Genomic DNA, 18,937 nt, shown 5'->3' on the forward strand with positions numbered 1-18,937 from the left:
ATCTATGCCGGCTCTTCGTTCGCCAACAGGCGCTGCAAACCAGCAAACACAGTTGCTGGCTCCAATTTATTTAAACAATCCATATGCGTCAACGGGCACTCGCGCTTAAAACACGGGCGACAGCTAATATCGGAGGCGATCACTGCCACCGCATCGGACAGTGGCGGGGTAAACTCTGGCGAGGTCGAACCATACACCGACACCAGTGGCACCGACACTGCGGCAGCAATATGCATCAACCCCGAATCATTACTCACCACCGCGTTAGACAGGGCCAGCAAATCGACAGAATCGCCCAGCGCTGTTTCACCGGCCATATTGACTATGTTAGCCGAGGACTTGGACGCCATTAACGTCACGATTTCATCGGTTACAGCACGATCTTTGGCAGAGCCAAACAGCCAAATTTGCATGCCTTCAGCCGCCGCCATGTCGGCCAGAGCGGCGTAATGACGCGATGGCCAACGCTTGGCTGGGCCGAACTCTGCACCGGGGCAGAGCGAAAGCACAGGCTGCGCCAAATCGAGCCGGTGACGTTCAATCAGCTGCTGCTGATTATCGCCATCGGCGCGTAATTGTGGGTTGGGTATAGCAGGCAGTGGTTGACCCACAGGGAGGGCCAGTGCGACGAAGCGCTCGACCATCAACGGATAGGTCTTTTTATTGAGCAGGCGAATATCATTGAGCAGACCATAGCGGTATTCGCCACGCCAACCGACCCGTTTGGGGATTTCAGCGAAGGCCGGAATCAATGCTGACTTCAGCGAGTTTGGTAATACGTAAGCCTGGCTATAACCCTCTTCGCGCAACTGTTTACCGAGGCGATAGCGCCTCTTAAGCTGCAGACTGCCATGGCCTACAGGCATAACAATTGTCGCCGCCACCTCCGGCATCCGCTCTAATACAGGCCGACTCCAATCCGGCGCCAGCACATGTATCTCGCAGTTCGGGTAGCGCTGGCACAACACCTTAAACAGCGATTGTGCCATCACCATATCGCCGACCCATGAAGGACCGACAATAAAGATTTTTTCCGCTTTACTCACCATGTCTACTCAAGCTATTTGGCCACAAGGGCCAGCCAATCGTAACGGTTTTTTCCACCTTGCTCATCGTTGTCACGCGAATTATTTGGCCACCGGAGCCAGCCAATCATAATGTGTTTCAAGCTTGCCCTGTACCGAGTCGAAGTAGGCGGTTTGCAGCTCTTCGGTAATCGGCCCGCGACGGCCGCTGCCAATGACTCGGCCATCGAGCTCACGGATTGGCAACACTTCTGCGGCAGTGCCGGTGAAGAAGGCCTCATCAGCCACATAGACCTCATCGCGGGTAATACGCTTCTCGCGAATCTCATAACCTCGTTCCTGGGCCAACTGAAAGATGGTTGCACGGGTAATACCATCTAAGCACGACGTAAGCTCAGGGGTATAAATAATACCGTTGTAAACCATGAAGAAGTTTTCGCCGCTGCCCTCGGCAACATAGCCTTCGTTATCCAGCAATAATGCCTCGTCACATCCACTCTGCAAGGCTTCACGCAGTGCCAGAATCGAGTTGATGTAGTTACCGTTCGCCTTTGCCTTACACATGGTGATATTGACATGATGGCGGGTATAACTAGAGGTGCGAATTTTAATACCGATCTCTTTCGCCTCAGGGTCCATATAAGATGGCCAATCCCAGCTGGCAACCATCACATGGGTGTTGAGGTTGTCAGCACGAAGCCCCATACCCTCAGAACCCAAGAAACACATTGGGCGCAAATAGGCCTCATCGAGATTATTCTCACGAACAACCGATTTTTGCGCCTCATTTAACACATCTTTACTGAACGGCATATCCATGCCGAGGATGTGAGCCGAGCGGAAAAGACGGTCAGTATGCTCCTGCAGGCGAAAAATGCTGGTGCCGTGATTGGCCGTCTTGTAGGCGCGCACACCCTCAAAAACACCTAAACCATAGTGAAACGTGTGGGTTAACACGTGCACTTTTGCTTCGCGCCAAGGCACCATTTCACCATCTAACCAGATCACACCGTCTCTATCGGCCATCGACATAACTCATACTCCCAACCTGTTGTCGCGCAAGTGCCTTTAGCAAATTGCTGCGATATACTCTAAATTCTTTGTTTAATGTTGCTAACGTCGTCGTACTACAACGAAAACCTCTTCGGCTTTTTGTCGTATTAAGATAAATACTGCTGCCACATATCGGTGACAAGCTTTCTCTCTTCAACATATTGGTCGGTGCTCACTGTATTCTCTCGCTGTTGTACAGCAAGGCGGTGAGAGCTCGCTCTATAGGCTTTATAAGCCTCGGCGATTGCCTCTGTCTTGTCGCCAAATAATAGCTGCGACTGAGACAACGTCTCCAAAATTCGGATGTTATCCGACCACTCAGCCAACTCATTATGCCGATGTGCCAATGCTAAAACCGCAAATTGAACCATAAATTCGATGTCAACGATACCACCAGAGCCATGCTTGAGATGAAAAACCTCTGTCGAGTGATCTTTTGCCCCCTTCGGCAACAGGTGCTCACTCATTTTATGACGCATTGCGGTAACTTCCGAGCGCAGCTTCGCTGGGTCGCGACTCTGACATAGCAACTCTCGACGCAACGACTCAAACCGAGCCATTAATTGTTGATCACCGGCCACAGCCCTGGAACGCACCAATGCCTGATGCTCCCAGGTCCAGGCATCGTTCTTCTCGTAGCGCTCGAAGGCGGCCAGCGAACTCACCAATAGACCAGAATTGCCCGAGGGCCGAAGGCGCATATCGACTTCGTATAATTCACCCTGGGTCGTCGTGGTCGTGAGGAAGTGAATAATTTTTTGCCCGAGGCGGGTAAAAAACACCTGACCAGAGATCGGCTTATCGCCATCCGTATCCGCCATAATGTCGCCGTCATGCAAAAACACCAGATCCAAGTCTGAGGCGTGCCCCATCTCGAGGCCGCCAAGTTTGCCGTAGCCGACAATAATAAAGCCAGGGTCACACGCACCGCCGCCTTGACGCTGCGGCCGACCATGCTTCAGCGTCATTGCCGCCCAAGCTAAATCAATCACCTGCTGCAGAATGACCTCGGCAATAAAGGTCAGGTAATCGCTGACCTTCATCAGCGGTAACCTGCCGGTCACCTCCGACGCCATCACATGCAATACATGTGCTGAGCGGAAATAACGCAACACATCCATTTGCCCTTCCAAGTCATCCTCTGGTAGACGCAATAGCTGTGTACGTAACTCATCGGCCAGAGTTTGCTTGTCGGGGACAGTGTAGAGACTCTCAACATTGAGTAGCTCATCGAGCAGCGCCGGCCTATCCGCCAACTGTTTAGCTATCCAGCGGCTGGCGGCACAGAGAATGACCAGCTGCTCCAGTGCCTGAGGATTTTCCATCAGCAAGACCATATAGGCACTGCGACGGAGTACCGCCTCGACAAAAGGAATCATTCTTAACAGCAAGGCCGAGGCATTTTCTTGCTCTGACACCGCCGCCAGCAAACGAGGCATAAACGCATCCAAACGTTTACGACCGGCCTCCTGCATCATCTGCACACGCTTACTATCCCGCAGCAGGCACAACTGCCGCCAGGCGTCATCCACCTCGTCGAACCCGTGTCGATGTAACCACTCAACGGCCTGTTGTTGCTCGGCTATACCCAGCCAAATATCACCCCACTCCTTGCCGACCTCGTCATTTTGCTGATCCTCGTCGGGGTCGGCGATTAAGTATTTGAAATGCATGGCGACAGCGCTGCGGTGTATATCCAAGGCCTCGCTATAACTTTGCCAATCACTGAAACCCATGACAACGGCATGGCGCAGACGGTGAATCTCCTCCATCGGCAAGGCCTGGGTTTGCTTATCTTGGTAGCCCTGAATGACGTGCTCGCTGTTACGCAAAAACCGATAGGCGGCGTCGAGTTCATCAACCGCCTCTGCCGGTAAATATTCATATTCTTTCAGAAGCTTAAGGTTTCTAAGCAGCCGCCTATCCTGCAATTCCACATCACGGCCACCACGAATCAGTTGAAACACCTGAGCGATGAATTCAATCTCACGAATACCGCCACTGCCGAGTTTGACGTCGTTATTCAAGCCGCGACGGGCAACCTCACGGGTAATCATTTGCTTCATCGAGCGCAGCGCATCAATAACGCTGTAATCGACATATTTACGATAGACAAAGGGGCGCAGCATCCCCATTAACTGCTCACCATTGAGCATGTCTCCGGCGACAATCCTCGCCTTGATCATTGCATAGCGCTCCCATTCGCGCCCGTGATCTCGGTAGTAAGCCTCAAATGCATCAAAGTTTAATGCCAGGGCACCGCTTTGCCCCCAGGGCCGCAACCGCATATCGACACGAAAGACAAAACCGTCAGCGGTATGCTGATCCAAGGCCTTGATGAGTTGCTGGCCGAGTTTAAGAAAAAAGGTCTGATTATCGATTTCTTTCTTGCCGCCACGGGTCTGACCACGCTCGGGAAAGGCAAATATCAGATCGATGTCCGAGGACAGGTTTAACTCCCCTGCACCCAGTTTGCCCATGCCAACCACCACCATCCGCTGGGGCATGCCTGCCTCATTGACCGGTGTCCCCATATCCGCGCACTGGCGCTGATAAAGCCACTGCAATGACAAGTCGATGCAACAGTCAGCCAACGCAGAGAGTTCCGCCGTCGTGTCCTGCATCGACGCCAGGCGGTTAAAGTCGCGAAATATAATCCGGCACATTTGGCGGTTGCGAAATTGTCTGATAGCACGACAGAGCTGATCGAAGTCCTCCACCTCGGCAAGAAACTTAGCCAAGCTGCCCCGCAGTTCAACAGCGTTGACCTTACGATGGAGCAGGTCGCGCTGTAATAGCGTCATTAACATAGCGGGATTTCGCCGACACTGATCAATAAAGAACTCGCTGCCCACCATTGCCATCGCCAACTGCTTACCCAACTCACCCTGTTCGACGGCCCGCAATTGTATCGCCGCGTCCAAGGCCAAACCTTGCTCCTCAGCCGCCAGCCTGATCGACGTCCAGTGGGACGCCAATTGTTCGGCTAACTCAACCGGCAAAAAATCTAGACTTAATTGGTCCATATCACTGTTTCCTGGGGCTACTATTTATCACTGTGGTTGCAAGACGCTGGCGGGCAGCGGTGTTATTGCGCTCGCGCAGGCACGACACGCAGCACTTCTTCAACGGTGGTTAAACCCGCCGCGACCTTTTGCGCACCGCTGAGCCGTAAGGTTCGCATGCCCTCTCTCATTGCCTGCTCACTCAGCTTTTTTAAATCAGTATCATTGGTTATATGCTGTTTTACATCGTCTGACAGGACGAGGATTTCATAGATACCCTGACGACCGCGGAAGCCGGTATAGCGGCATTCATCACAGCCCTTGGCCTGGAACACTTGCTGTGGCGCCGTCACCCGCCAGGGTGCGGTTAGCTCTGACCAGACACCGGTATCCATTGACACCGGCTCCTTACAATCGGGGCACAGTGTCCGCACCAAGCGCTGCGCCATCACGCCGCTGAGAGTAGCCCGCAACAGATAGGCAGGCACACCGATTTCGAGCAGCCGAGTAATGGCGCTTGGCGCATCATTGGTATGTAGTGTCGACAGCATCAGGTGGCCGGTCAAGGCTGCCTGTGTCGCCATGTCGGCGGTCTCTGCATCGCGGATCTCTCCGACCATAATCACATCCGGGTCCTGGCGTAACAACGCTTTTACCCCGGTGGCAAAATCTAGATCGATATTAGGCTGCACCTGCATTTGATTAAACATCGGTTCGATCATTTCGATCGGGTCTTCGATAGTGCACAGATTGACCTCATCGGTCGCCAACTGACGCAGGCTGCTATACAGCGTGGTCGTCTTACCCGAGCCGGTAGGCCCCGTCACCAAAATGACTCCGTGCGGGCTCTTGAGCAAACCCTGCCAACGGCGCAGATCTTCCTTCAACAAACCAAGTTCATCGAAGCCTTGAGTAAACACCGTCGGATCGAAGATACGCATCACCAGTTTTTCGCCAAACGCCGTAGGCAAGGTCGATAGACGAAGTTCAATTTCACTGGCGTCGGCACGGCGGGTTTTTAAACGGCCATCCTGAGGGCGACGTTTCTCGGCGACATCGAGACGCCCCAATATTTTGATCCGACTGACCACCGCCGTTGTCACCTGCGCGGGAAACTCATAAATGGTGTGTAACACCCCGTCGATACGAAACCGAACACGGCCCATATCACGACGGGGCTCAATATGAATATCGCTGGCACGCTGAGCGAAGGCATAGCCCAGCAGCCAATCGACGATATTCACAATATGCTCGTCGTTGGCATCCGGATCTTTCATCTGCCCAAGGTCGAGCATCGCCTCTAGATTTGACAGCCCCGTAGAACTGCCAACCCCCTCATTATTTGCGCCACTGATCGACTTTGCCAGCGTGTAAAATTCGACTTGGTATTTCTTAATCTCGACAGGGTCGACGATAACCCGGCGGATTTGCTTACGTGTAATGTGGCGTAGATCTTCCTCCCAAATATCAACCATCGGCTGCGCCGAGGCGATCACCACCTCATCGCTGTCAACCGCCAACGCCAAAATTTGATGACGGCGGGCAAAGGCATAACTCATTACCCCACTGACCGCTGCAACATCGATTTTCAGCGGATCAATACGCATATAGGGTTGAGATACGCGGTCGGCCAGCCATTTTAATAAGCTCTCAGTATCGAGTTTCTTATTCTTTTTTAGTTGATCATCAAGCTGTTGCGATGCGATAAAGTTAATAGGGTGCAGCGCCGCTTGTTCTGGCGTACGAGAAACACTGACAATACGATCATGATCTTTTTGACTTAATCGATCGTCGGCTAACAAATCATCCAGCAGCGTGCGAAGTTCAATAAGCTGGCCGCTAGACCTGTTTTGTAATGTTTCTGTCATATAAATTTCACTCAACTAAATAACACGCTAATTTTAATATTATTAACAACTTGTATGGCTTTTACAAAGTCTTAACACGCTTTTATTAACGCCACCCTCGACGCTTTATGACAGTTCGATGACAAACTGTCATAAAGCTGTAACATTAATAAATGACAATGCTCGAATTAATATCTAGCATCGTGTGTTTTTGCTTCACAACTACCGGAGCCCTTAAAATGGTTAGCATCCCGTTTGGTAACATGTTCGGCCAATCGCCAATTAAGCCGATTCAGCGCCATATGATTAAAGCACAGGCTTGTGCTGCTCAACTACATGATTTCTTTGCCGCCGTATTAATCAGCGACTGGGAACAGGCCGAAAGCCAACAGCGTCAAATCGGTATTTTAGAGAACGAAGCCGATGACATGAAGCGCTCAATTCGCCTTCATCTACCGAAAAACCTCTTTTTACCGGTTCCACGTTCAGATTTGCTTGAACTGGTTACCATGCAGGACAAAATTGCCAATAAAGCCAAAGATGTTGCCGGCCTGATGCTGGGCCGTCAGATGGAAATTCCTCAGGCGATGAAGGCCTCGATGGAAAGCTACGTCAATAAGGCCATCGCCACATCGGCTCAGGCTGTCGAGGCCATTAACGAACTAGATAAGTTACTCGACACCGGCTTTAGCGGCCGTGAGTTAGAGACTGTAGAAGCCCTTATCGGCGAGCTCGATCGCCTCGAAACAGACACCGACGAGCTAGAGGTGGCCATCCGCGCCACGCTGTTCAAGATTGAAAACGATCTGCCGCCTATCGAGGTGATGTTTCTCTACAAAATTATCGAGTGGATAGGCGATTTAGCCGACTCTTCTCAGCGCGTTGGCGCCCGCCTCCAAATCTTAATCGCACGTTAATCAATAGAGTTTATCACTATGGATATTATTGCTGAATACGGCACCATTCTCCTTATCATGGCCTGTGCTTTTGGCTTTTTCATGGCCTGGGGTGTCGGCGCCAACGACGTTGCCAACGCCATGGGTACCTCTGTAGGTTCCAAGGCGCTTACCGTAAAACAAGCGATTCTCATCGCCATGATCTTCGAGTTTGCCGGTGCCTATTTGGCCGGTGGAGAGGTCACAGGAACCATACGCAAAGGCATCATAGACCCGACCATTCTTAGCGGCCAACCCGAGCTGCTGGTTTACGGCATGCTGGCAGCCCTGCTTGCTGCCGGCTGTTGGTTGTTCATCGCCTCAATGATGGGCTGGCCGGTATCGACCACCCACAGTATTGTCGGCGCCATTGTCGGCTTTGCCGCCGCGGGTATCGGTGTCGACGCGGTGAACTGGGGTAAGGTCGGCCATGTCGTTGCCAGCTGGGTGGTATCACCCATGCTGGCCGGCGTGATCTCCTTTGCACTGTTTAAATCGGTTCAGCGTCTAATTCTTAACACCAAAAGCCCCTTCCAAAACGCACAAAAATACGTACCGGTTTACATGTTTTTTGTTGGCTTTATGATTGCCATGGTTACCATGCTCAAAGGCCTGAAACACGTCCTCAAGGATGCCGGCATTCAGTTGAGCTTTGTGCAGGATGCTGGCATTGCCATCATCGCCGGTATCATCGTGGCAATGATCGGCAAATATTTCCTCAGTCGCATCAAGTTTATTGAGAACTCCAATAACCAAAACCGCTTCGAAAGCGTCGAAAAAGTATTCGCCGTTCTGATGATTTTCACCGCCTGTGCCATGGCCTTTGCCCACGGCTCTAATGATGTCGCCAACGCTGTCGGCCCTATTGCCGCTATTTGGGGTGTTCTAGAAACCGGTGGCGTACAAGCTAAGAGCGTTATGCCCAGCTGGATTTTGCTCCTTGGTGGTGCTGGTATTGTCGTCGGCTTGGCCACTTACGGGTTCAAGGTGATGGCTACCATCGGCAAGAAAATCACCGAATTGACGCCCAGTCGCGGCTTTGCCGCGGAACTCGCCGCCGCGACGACCGTGGTCTTGGCTTCCGCCACCGGCCTGCCTATCTCCACCACCCACACGCTGGTAGGTGCGGTACTCGGCGTGGGCCTAGCCCGTGGTATTGGCGCCCTTAACCTGCGGGTTATTTCATCGATTTTTATGTCGTGGATTATTACTCTACCGGCCGGCGCTGGCCTGGCAATTGTCTTCTTCTTCATGTTTAAAGGCATGTTTGGCTAGCAGGACATTGCGTCGATAAAAGCGGCCTCGGCCGCTTTTTTTATGCCCGCCTGAAACCCCCAACAGATCAAACATTGTCAGCCAGCACGGCACTGATATACTGGGAGTTTAATGACTCTACTATGGCGCTAATCCGGTGAATAATACCCAGGCCTTTGTCGATTGGTTTCGGCAATCATCCCCCTATATCCATGCCCATCATGGCAAGACCATTGTGATCACCCTGACTGGTGAAGTGGTTGAGTCGGATAACTTTCGTCATATTATTCATGACATAGCCCTGCTGAACAGCCTGGGTATCCGTCTGGTGTTGATTCATGGTGCCCGACCTCAGATTCAACAACGGCTCAATTTACGTGGCCTCGAGAGCCATATACACAACAATGTTCGCATAACCGACGTCGACGCCTTAGAGGCGGTCAAGGATGCCAGCGGATCCATCCGTTGCTCTATCGAAGCCATGCTGTCACTGGGGTTACCCAACTCGCCGATGCACGGCGCCACCATTCGTGTCACCGGCGGCAACTACGTGACGGCCAAACCTATGGGTGTACACCAAGGTGTCGACTTTCAGCATACCGGCAGCGTTCGCAGCATCAATGCTGAGGCGATCACTCAGCAGCTCAACTGTGGCGACATCGTATTAATCTCCCCTCTGGGTTACTCTCCAACCGGCGAAATTTTCAACATGCCGGCAGAGGATTTGGCGATGCAGACAGCGCTGGCGATCAAAGCCGATAAACTGATCTATCTCGACAACAGCGAGGGAATCTTCGATGCTGGCAATCAACTCGTGGCTCAGTTATCCATCGCCGAGGCAAAACAGCTCACCGCGCTCAGCGACCATCAACAACACGTGATCAACGCCGCCATCGAGGCCTCCAGCCAAGGCATTGAGCGAGTCCATATCATCAGCAATCAAATAGACGGTACGTTGTTACGGGAGCTGTTCACCCGTGATGGCTGCGGCACCATGGTTTATGCCGACAGCTATGACGTCACCCGCAAGGCCTCGATCAACGATGTCGGCGGTATTCTCAACCTGATACGCCCCCTGGAGCAGAAGGGTATTCTCGTGCGGCGCTCGAGAGAACACCTAGAAACCGAGATTGAACAATTTGTCGTCATCGAGCGGGACGGTATGGTCATCGGCTGCGCCGCGCTTTATCACTACCCTCAGGATAGCCTGGCCGAGCTAGCCTGCGTTGTTACTCACCCGGAATACCGTGGCGGTGAACGCGGCGAACGCCTGCTGCACTGGGTTGAGAGTGAGGCTAAAAAACTCGGTATGACACAGCTGTTTGTACTCACCACACAGACCGCGCACTGGTTTCGGGAGCAGGGTTTCGAACCCGCCGATACCGCCCAGCTGCCGACACAGAAACAGCAGCTCTATAACTATCAACGTAATTCCAAAGTATTCATCAAGCCGCTTTGAACAGACATCGCCGGAGCGCTTATGATAAGCTAGCCGGCAAATTTAGCTTGCCATACCGCGCCTAAGAGCGCGGGCTCATAACCAAAGATCAAAGGTGTCACATGCCAGACTATCGTTCCAAGACCTCAACTGCCGGCCGTAATATGGCAGGCGCTCGTGCACTTTGGCGGGCAACAGGAATGAAAGACGATGACTTTCACAAGCCTATCATCGCCATCGCTAACTCATTCACCCAATTTGTACCCGGTCACGTCCACCTCAAAGATCTCGGCCAATTGGTTGCCCGCGAGATTGAAAAAGCCGGTGGCGTAGCAAAAGAATTTAACACCATTGCCGTCGATGACGGTATCGCCATGGGTCACGATGGCATGCTTTACTCGCTGCCTTCACGCGACATTATCGCCGACTCGGTCGAGTATATGGTCAACGCTCACTGCGCCGACGCCATTGTCTGTATTTCTAACTGCGACAAAATCACCCCAGGCATGCTTAACGCCGCTATGCGCCTTAACATTCCAGTCATCTTCGTCTCCGGCGGCCCGATGGAAGCCGGTAAGACCAAGCTGTCTGAGCATAAGCTCGACCTTGTCGACGCCATGGTCATGGCAGCCACCGACGATGCCAGCGACGAGGAAGTACTCGAAGTCGAACGTAGCGCCTGCCCGACCTGCGGCTCATGTTCAGGTATGTTTACCGCCAATTCAATGAACTGTTTAACTGAGGCGCTGGGTCTCAGCCTACCCGGTAACGGCTCAACCCTGGCCACACACAGCGATCGCGAGCACCTTTTCCTTGAAGCTGGCCGTCAAATCGTCAAGCTCTGCCACCAGTATTATGACCAGGACGACGAATCCATTCTGCCGCGCAATATTGCCAACGTCAAAGCCTTTGAAAACGCCATGAGCCTCGACATTGCCATGGGCGGTTCAACCAATACCATTTTGCACCTGCTAGCCGCAGCTCAGGAAGGTGGTATCGATTTCGACCTCGAAGACATCAACGAGCTCAGCCGCAAGATTCCACAGCTGTGTAAGGTCGCACCGAATACACCGAAATACCACATGGAAGATGTTCACCGCGCCGGTGGTGTCTTTGCCATCCTCGGTGAACTCGACCGCGCCGGCCTGCTGCACAACGACATACCAACAGTGCACAGCCCGACGATGAAAGAGGCCCTCGACAAATGGGATATCATCCGCAGTGAAGACGAAGCCGTCCTGGAATTCTTTAAGGCCGGCCCTGCGGGCATTCCAACACAGACGGCATTCAGCCAGAGTACGCGTTGGTCCAGTCTCGATGGCGACCGTGAAAATGGCTGCATTCGTAACATCGAGAATGCCTTCAGCCTAGAAGGCGGCCTTGCCGTACTCACCGGCAATATCGCCCTCGACGGCTGTGTGGTAAAAACCTCGGGCGTCGATGAGAGTATCTGGGTATTCGAAGGCCCCGCATATATTTGCGAGAGCCAAGACCAAGCTGTTGCCGACATCCTTGAAGGTAAGGTTAAAGCCGGAGACGTGGTCATCATTCGCTATGAAGGCCCACGAGGCGGACCAGGCATGCAGGAAATGCTCTACCCCACCTCTTACCTCAAGTCGAAAGGCTTGGGTAAAGAGTGTGCACTACTGACCGATGGTCGCTTCTCCGGCGGCACCTCTGGCCTGTCTATTGGTCACTGCTCACCGGAGGCAGCCGCAGGCGGTGCCATTGGTTTGGTTGAGCCGGGCGATCTTATCAAGATCAATATCCCAGAGCGCTCTATCGATGTCGACCTCAGCGATCAGCAATTGGCCGACCGTCGCGCCGCGATGGATGCCAAGGGTAAAGACGGCTGGAAGCCGGTCGAGCATCGTCCACGCAAGGTCTCTGCAGCGCTGAAGGTTTACGCCAAGATGACCACCAGTGCCGACAAAGGCGCGGTACGCGATATTAGTCTGCTCGACTAATTATCCACCAACAGGGGTGAACTCTCACCCCTGTGCTTTAATTTCCTTTAGTAATAATCCCCTTTATGCAGTGAAACGGTTGTTCGATGTCCAAACTTAATTATCGCCCTGATATCGATGGACTACGCGCCCTTGCAATTCTGCCTGTCCTATTGTTCCACGCGGGGATACCTGGTTTCAGTGGCGGCTACATTGGCGTCGATATTTTCTTTGTTATTTCTGGCTACCTTATTACCTCTATTATTATCCGCGAGGTCAATGAGCAGCAATTTAGCTATCGCGATTTCTGGGCGAGAAGGGCCCGGCGCATTCTACCCGCCTCAACGGCGATGATTATAGCGACACTGGTCACCGGCTGGTTTATTCTTTCACCCGCTGACTATGTTGAGCTTGCAGTATCCGCCAGAGAGCAGGCCTACTTTGCATCAAATTTCTTTTTCTCTTCCAACGCCGGTTATTTTGATGGACCATCAGAATTTAAACCGCTTCTTCATACTTGGTCTCTCTCCGTTGAAGAGCAATTTTATCTTTTCTTCCCATTATTTTTTATCACTGTTCACCGCTTTTTCCCCAAGCATAAGCGCGCTGCAATCATCCTATTACTGCTGCTATCGCTGGTCGTCAGCCTCGTTTTAATTAGCAGCCAGCCAACCTCAACGTTTTATCTACTTCATACTCGAGCATGGGAAATGCTGATCGGCAGCCTGCTAGCAATTGCTCCTATTAATTTAGCCATGCGCCAGCGGCCAATATTGTGTGAAGTTATTTCTCTGTCAGGTCTGATCACTATTGTTAGTTGCATCTTCTTTTATGACGACACAACTGTCTTTCCTGGAGCCGCAGCAATACCCCCTACCGTGGCTGTTGCCGCTATTATTTGGGCAAACAGCTACAGCAACACGTGGGTTAAACGGCTTTGCACCCTCCCCCCCGCTATCTGGGTCGGGTTAATATCTTACTCGCTATACCTCTGGCATTGGCCGGTGATAGCCTACACTCACTATTACCATGTTGGCGAATTCACTCTCGCGCTGAAACTCGGCCTTATTGCTGTTAGCCTTATATTGGCCTACCTGTCCTGGCGATTCATTGAAACGCCTTTTCGTCTGAAACAACTTTTCCCCAGCAATAACGCCATTTTAATAGCGGCAGCCATCGCGTTGATTGCCATCGCTGTTGTGTCACAGACTATCCGCAGAGACGGTGGTTATCCTGAACGACTACCCGAGCATGCCTTTAAGTTTGCCCAGGCATTATCCCGGAGCGATGATCAAAGACGTTGCGCCAACCTTACTAACAGCGCCATTCGGGAGGGCAACATCTGCCAGTTTGGCAACAACCAGGCTAAGCCAACGCTATTAATTTGGGGTGACAGCCATGCTGAGGCCTTGCTTGCGTCTATGAAAAGCGCCGCCGAAGAATCTAATACTGCGGTATTGTTTGCCAGCAAAAGTAACTGCCGGCCAATCCTAGTACCCAGTGAGCCGCATGGCAGGTGCCAACAATTTAATAACAGCATGTTTGCCTTAGCGAGCAACCATGGCATCACTGACGTATTATTGGTTAGCCATTGGAACCGTGCCAGCTATAACGCAGCAAGCTCCGATTCTTTGGCCAGTGCTGAACGCAACGAATTCAAACAACAATTTAATGCCACCGTAGATAAGCTACAAGCTCAAGACATTAGGGTTTGGGTTGCCAAGCAGGTACCGGTGCAAAATACCTTGGACGTGGCACATGAACTCACCAAGCTCGCGATGCAGGGGCTGCCTACAGATACCATCAACCTGCCCATTGCTGACCACCTTCACAAGCAACGCTATGTTAACAATGTCATTGATGCCAGTACCGTCAACGCCCTCGATCCAACACCCTATCTCTGTAGCGAACAATGGTGCCCTGCGGAAGAGAATGGCCTTGCCCTGTACAAAGATTCTGACCATTTATCGGCTCAGGGTGCCCTGAAGCTTGAGCCTATGTTCAAGCAGCTGTTTCTACAGATCAAACAAGCTAAATAAGGGGCTTATTTAGCAGATAATTTCGTCATAAAAAAAGGCGATACTGCCAAGCAGTATCGCCTTTTTATTGAGCGTTTAAGCGAGCTTAAACCTCCAGTGATGCCCTGCGATCAATTTCGCTTTGCAGGTACTTCAACCACTGCTCCTTCATGTTTTTACTGCGCTTATCATCGATAGACTTAAAGACTTTCTTGGCATCATCCAACTTGTTCTGGTTGAACAGTGCCATACCGAGAACGATCTGGGTATTATCTTTGCGTCGGATGCCGCCCTTCTTCAGCGCCTTACGCGCCGCGTCTGCCGCCTTACCGTACTGATCGTCATCGAGATAAACATTGGCTAGTCGCGCCCAGTTTTCACCCTTGGGTGACAGCTTTGCTGCTTTTTCCATCGCTGGAATAGCCTTGTCGACTTCCTGCGCGGCACGATAGGAGTTGCCCAGCACTTCGTAGTTCTTCGCCGTAGGCTCGATCTTCTTCTCTTTCATACCCTTTTCGATGACTTTCGCCGCCTTATAGGGAGTGTCAGAGCCGAGGAACAGATACGCCATATTGAGCAAGTCTTGCTGACGACTCAACATATTAGCCACATAAGCTGTCTCAAGAGCGATCAACTGACGTTTCTCGTTGTTAAGCTCACTGTACATACCGGAGAGCTGAACAAGGTAATCTTTCTTGGGCCAGCGACGAGTCAATTCCTCGAGCACCCAAGCGACCTTCTTCATATCGCCTTTCTCGTAATACAGTACACGCATCAGTAGATACCAGTTTTCCTTCGGCTCTTTGCCTTTGGCCTGGGTAATCTTCATCGCCTGTTCGATCTGGCTCAAGGCCTTATCGTAGTTCTTAGTCTGGTAATAAGCCTGCGCTAACAAGACGCGAGCCGTGGTGTTTTCGTTGGCCGTGGGCTCAACCTTAAACCAGTTTTCCAGCGTCTTAATGGCGTTCTTATAATCTTCGGTGACGAAGTACAACTGACCCATTTGGTATTTGGTGGAGTTTTCCATCGCCAGCGGGATATTAGGCGACTGCGCTAAAATCTTGCGGTAGGAATCCAATACCTTGGGATAATTCTCTTGGCTGTAATAGATAAAAGAATAGAAGTTGTACATCTGAGCAATTTCATAAGCGTTGAATTTGCTACTGCGGCCCTTGAGTTTATCGAGAACGGCAACCGCCTCTTTAAACTGCTCCGCCTCGGCATATTCCTGCGCCTTTTCTAACTGCTCGAAAACCTTGGCGCTCAGCGCCGGGGTCTTGCGGGTTTTTTCAGTATTCTTGGTTTTCTCCGCCGCCATTACCTGGCCGGGAAGACTCCCCTGATATCCGACTTCCTGCATCACCACGGGGCTGGCAACCTGCAGCAGTGACAACACCGCGCCGGTTGCAACTACGCGAGCCAACGGTCGAACCGGCTTTAAACATCTTGCAAGTTTCATAAGACCTCCCGTTACTTCTGTAGCTGATAGGTGAATTTGTTACGCACGCCCGGTACTTCTTGGGCCACACCATCAACAACACGCGGCTTGTACTTGAACTTCAAAGCAGCCTTGACTGAGGCGCGGTTGAAGATACTGCCGGGCTGACAATCTACCGGTTCAGGGTCGCGTATCGAGCCGTTCTTAGTCACGGTATATTCGACGATGCAATAACCCTCGGTACCACGCTCAGCGGCACGGCGGGGATAGATTGGCTGAACCTTTACAATTGGCAGATACTCACCATCGGCACTGGTCAAACCCTTCAAGCCCAACTTAACGTCAGCTTTGGGGGTAAAGGCCATATTCATGCCACCGATTTCAACGTCGATATCTTCAAGATCCGGCGTCTCAAGCTCGGGTGGTGGTGTCTCTGGGTCTTCTGGCTTATCAGCCTTTACTTCTTTGGTGCGAGAGTCTATTTCTGTCTCAGGCATGTCAATCGATGCAATCTTGGTCGGGCCTGAATCATCCAGTGGTGATTCAGAGAACTCGATCAGCGAGTACATGATGACAAATAAGCCGGCAGTCACCATGGCGCCGAGAGCGGCACCAATGGTTAAACGCATAATATTCATTAAGAGTCCTCCGCAGCTAGGGCAATATCGGTAACACCGGCTTCCTTAGCAGCATCGGTAATCAGTGCAAAAATCTCTGCAGTTGACTTCTTATCAGCCTGTATCACCACAGCACCCTTGGGGTTTTCTGCGTGCATACGCTCAATAATAGACTTAACAAAGCGTTTATCGACTTCTTTCTTATCTATCCAAATCTTATCGCTGGCGTTAATCGCGATAAGTATATTCTGGTTCTTGACCTGATTGCGGGTTTCCGCAGTCGGTCTTTCAACATCGATACCGGGCTCTTTAATAAACGAGGCGGTAACGATGAAGAAGATCAACATGATAAAGACAACGTCCAACATAGGCGTTAAATCAATCTGTTGCTCTGCTTCTGGCTTGCGAGCCGAAACGGACTTGGGCATAACAAAAACTCCCCTAGTGATCCGTGGTTAAATGGTCAGCCAACAGCTGATTTTCACGCTCTGCCACTTTCGCCAAATAAGTGTTAATGAAGACGCCGGACAGCGCCGCCACCATACCAGCCATGGTCGGGATAGTCGCTTTCGAGACACCGCCGGCCATAGACTTGGCATCGCCACCGCCGCTGACGGCCATGACATTAAACACTTCAATCATACCGGTCACGGTGCCCAACAAACCCAACAGTGGGCAGAGGACAACCAGTGCATTAATCATCGGTAGACTTTGATTAATATTGAGCGACACACGTGAAATCAACGCTTGACGAATGGCGTGGGCATTCCAGGATTTACGCTCTTGGCGGTTTTCCCAGTCTGACATTGCAGAGTCGATATCGGTTCGAAGCGCGGTACGGTAATACCAAATGCGCTCGAAGGCCAATGTCCACATGACCAAGGTCATGGCGGCGATCCACCAAAGTACGGGGCCACCAGACTCCATAAAAGCCATTAAACGAGTATAAGCATCGAGAATCGTGTAATACATTAGCCGTTCCTCAGTTCAGCCTCAGTATGCTCGGCAATAATACCGGCAGTCTGCTCTTCTAATACGTGGATAATACGCTTAGAACGGCTGGCAACCATGGTGTGCAACAATACGGTTGGGATGGCAACAACCAGACCTAATACCGTGGTGATCAACGCGCTTGAAATACCGCCGGCCATAGCCTTTGGATCACCGGCACCGAAGATGGTAATCGCCTGGAAGGTTAAGATCATACCGGTAACAGTACCGAGTAGACCCATCAACGGAGCAACCGCTGCGATGATTTTTAGGGCGCCTTGGTAGTTCTCTAAGCTCGGAATCTCTTTCAACACGGCTTCGTGTAGTTTCAATTCCAGCGTCTCGGTATCCATATTCGGGTTAGACTTGCTAACAGCCAATACGCGACCCAGAGGGTTGTTCTCTTTCACTTCGCTAGACTTCAGCTGCGAGGTAACCTTGCCGCTGATAGCCGTCAATACTACGATGCGCCAGATAGCTAAGATGAAGGCAACAATACCCAAGGCTGAGATGGCGTAACCAACATAGCCACCCTGATGCCAGCGCTCTTCAATAGACGGGCTGTTGATCAGCGCCGCTAGGAAAGAACCACCTGTTGGACCAGTGGGGTCAAGACCAACGGCGCTTAGACCATCGGTAGAGGTTGCTGCTTTTGCAGCCGCAGAGCGGACAGCGCCGGCAGGCTGACGTGCTAGCTGGGAAAGCTTGCCGTCTTCAAATTTAAGGTAGTTACCCTCTTCGGTGACAGCGTTAAAGCTACCGAAGCGAACCACTGGCTGCTCAACTTTGTCGCCATTAGGCATGGTAACGGTGGCGTCAAACTTGGCAACACGGCCCGATTCGATCATTTCGCGCTGTAGCTCAAACCAAAGCTTTTCGATCTCGGCAATGGTAGGCAGCTCATCGGAAGCGGTCATCTTGGCCACTAGACCATCGAGGAATACATCGCGGTCTGGATACTGAGCAGAGCTCAATGATACGTCGAAGTTTGAACGTGCATCACCGGCAGCAGAGGTTAGGTGGCCGAACAATTCGTTCAGTGTACCCTTACGCTCGTTGTAACGAGCCTCAACTTCAGTCACTTTCACTTCGTTTTCTTCAAACTGCTTCTCGCGAGTTTGCGAAACACCTTCGAGACGAGCAAGCTCAGCACGCGCTTCTTTTAATAGACGCTCTTGATTCTGCTTCTCTTTGGCGAAGCGAGCTTCACGAACTTTGTTTTCTTTGTTTTCTGCATAGCGACCAGATTCAACCTTCTTAAGCAGTTGATTCAGGGTCAGGTCGTCGGCAGCAAAACTACCGGCAGAGGCAACCAAGGCTACACTGGCAACAACGGCGGCAATGGATTTTTTCAATACTGATAATTTCATC

The 18,937-nt window shown here is 51.6% G+C and carries 14 protein-coding genes; 5 read left to right on the top strand and 9 right to left on the bottom strand.

Annotated features, from left to right (window positions below):
- Nucleotides 1-2 precede the first annotated feature (2 nt).
- The 4 genes from waaF to tfpB form a co-directional block, all read right to left on the bottom strand.
- Nucleotides 3-1,049: a lipopolysaccharide heptosyltransferase II gene (gene waaF / locus L9P87_RS14755; protein ID WP_237445527.1), complete on the bottom strand. Its 1,047-nt coding sequence runs from the start codon at nt 1,047-1,049 to the stop codon at nt 3-5.
- Between the two features lie 78 nt (nt 1,050-1,127).
- Nucleotides 1,128-2,057: a branched-chain amino acid transaminase gene (locus tag L9P87_RS14760; RefSeq protein WP_237445528.1), complete on the bottom strand. Its 930-nt coding sequence runs from the start codon at nt 2,055-2,057 to the stop codon at nt 1,128-1,130.
- A gap of 128 nt (nt 2,058-2,185) precedes the next feature.
- The gene (gene glnE, locus L9P87_RS14765) at nt 2,186-5,104 is read right to left on the bottom strand and encodes a bifunctional [glutamate--ammonia ligase]-adenylyl-L-tyrosine phosphorylase/[glutamate--ammonia-ligase] adenylyltransferase (RefSeq protein WP_237445529.1); all 2,919 of its coding nucleotides are present in this window, start codon (nt 5,102-5,104) and stop codon (nt 2,186-2,188) included.
- Between the two features lie 62 nt (nt 5,105-5,166).
- On the bottom strand, nt 5,167-6,951 hold the full coding sequence (tfpB, locus tag L9P87_RS14770) for a type IV pilus assembly ATPase TfpB (protein ID WP_237445530.1): 1,785 nt from the start codon (nt 6,949-6,951) through the stop codon (nt 5,167-5,169).
- 218 nt (nt 6,952-7,169) lie between these two features.
- Between tfpB and L9P87_RS14775 the strand changes: the two genes are divergently transcribed.
- The 5 genes from L9P87_RS14775 to L9P87_RS14795 all read left to right on the top strand — a co-directional run bounded on the left by L9P87_RS14775 (nt 7,170) and on the right by L9P87_RS14795 (nt 14,542).
- Nucleotides 7,170-7,847 (top strand): TIGR00153 family protein, encoded by a 678-nt coding sequence (locus L9P87_RS14775; protein WP_237445531.1) that lies wholly within the window; start codon nt 7,170-7,172, stop codon nt 7,845-7,847.
- Between the two features lie 18 nt (nt 7,848-7,865).
- Nucleotides 7,866-9,140, top strand: coding sequence for an inorganic phosphate transporter (locus tag L9P87_RS14780; RefSeq protein WP_237445532.1), 1,275 nt, complete (start codon nt 7,866-7,868; stop codon nt 9,138-9,140).
- A gap of 136 nt (nt 9,141-9,276) precedes the next feature.
- Complete coding sequence (gene argA / locus L9P87_RS14785; RefSeq protein WP_237445533.1) at nt 9,277-10,578, top strand: amino-acid N-acetyltransferase; 1,302 nt, start codon at nt 9,277-9,279, stop codon at nt 10,576-10,578.
- Between the two features lie 101 nt (nt 10,579-10,679).
- A complete protein-coding gene (gene ilvD / locus L9P87_RS14790; RefSeq protein ID WP_237445534.1) occupies nt 10,680-12,524 on the top strand; it encodes a dihydroxy-acid dehydratase in 1,845 nt (614 codons plus the stop codon).
- Nucleotides 12,525-12,610: 86 nt separating this feature from the next.
- Nucleotides 12,611-14,542 (top strand): acyltransferase family protein, encoded by a 1,932-nt coding sequence (locus L9P87_RS14795; protein WP_237445535.1) that lies wholly within the window; start codon nt 12,611-12,613, stop codon nt 14,540-14,542.
- Between the two features lie 85 nt (nt 14,543-14,627).
- On the opposite strand, the gene L9P87_RS14800 is transcribed toward L9P87_RS14795, so the two are convergent.
- Genes L9P87_RS14800 through L9P87_RS14820 form a run of 5 tightly spaced genes read right to left on the bottom strand, consistent with a single transcriptional unit; the run spans nt 14,628 to nt 18,936 of the window.
- A complete protein-coding gene (locus tag L9P87_RS14800; protein WP_237445536.1) occupies nt 14,628-15,980 on the bottom strand; it encodes a tetratricopeptide repeat protein in 1,353 nt (450 codons plus the stop codon).
- 11 nt (nt 15,981-15,991) lie between these two features.
- Entirely contained in the window at nt 15,992-16,597 is a 606-nt protein-coding gene (locus L9P87_RS14805; RefSeq protein WP_237445537.1) for an energy transducer TonB, read from the bottom strand.
- Nucleotides 16,597-17,004 (bottom strand): ExbD/TolR family protein, encoded by a 408-nt coding sequence (locus L9P87_RS14810; protein ID WP_237445538.1) that lies wholly within the window; start codon nt 17,002-17,004, stop codon nt 16,597-16,599. The genes L9P87_RS14805 and L9P87_RS14810 overlap by 1 nt, the downstream gene beginning before the upstream one ends.
- 13 nt (nt 17,005-17,017) lie before the next feature.
- Nucleotides 17,018-17,548 (bottom strand): MotA/TolQ/ExbB proton channel family protein, encoded by a 531-nt coding sequence (locus L9P87_RS14815; protein ID WP_237445539.1) that lies wholly within the window; start codon nt 17,546-17,548, stop codon nt 17,018-17,020.
- Entirely contained in the window at nt 17,548-18,936 is a 1,389-nt protein-coding gene (locus L9P87_RS14820; protein ID WP_237445540.1) for a MotA/TolQ/ExbB proton channel family protein, read from the bottom strand. Before L9P87_RS14820 ends, L9P87_RS14815 begins: the two co-directional genes overlap by 1 nt.
- Between the last annotated feature and the right edge of the window lies 1 nt (nt 18,937).

The sequence above is a fragment of the Sinobacterium norvegicum genome, from assembly GCF_923077115.1.
Classification (GTDB): Bacteria; Pseudomonadota; Gammaproteobacteria; order Pseudomonadales; family Sinobacteriaceae; genus Sinobacterium; species Sinobacterium norvegicum.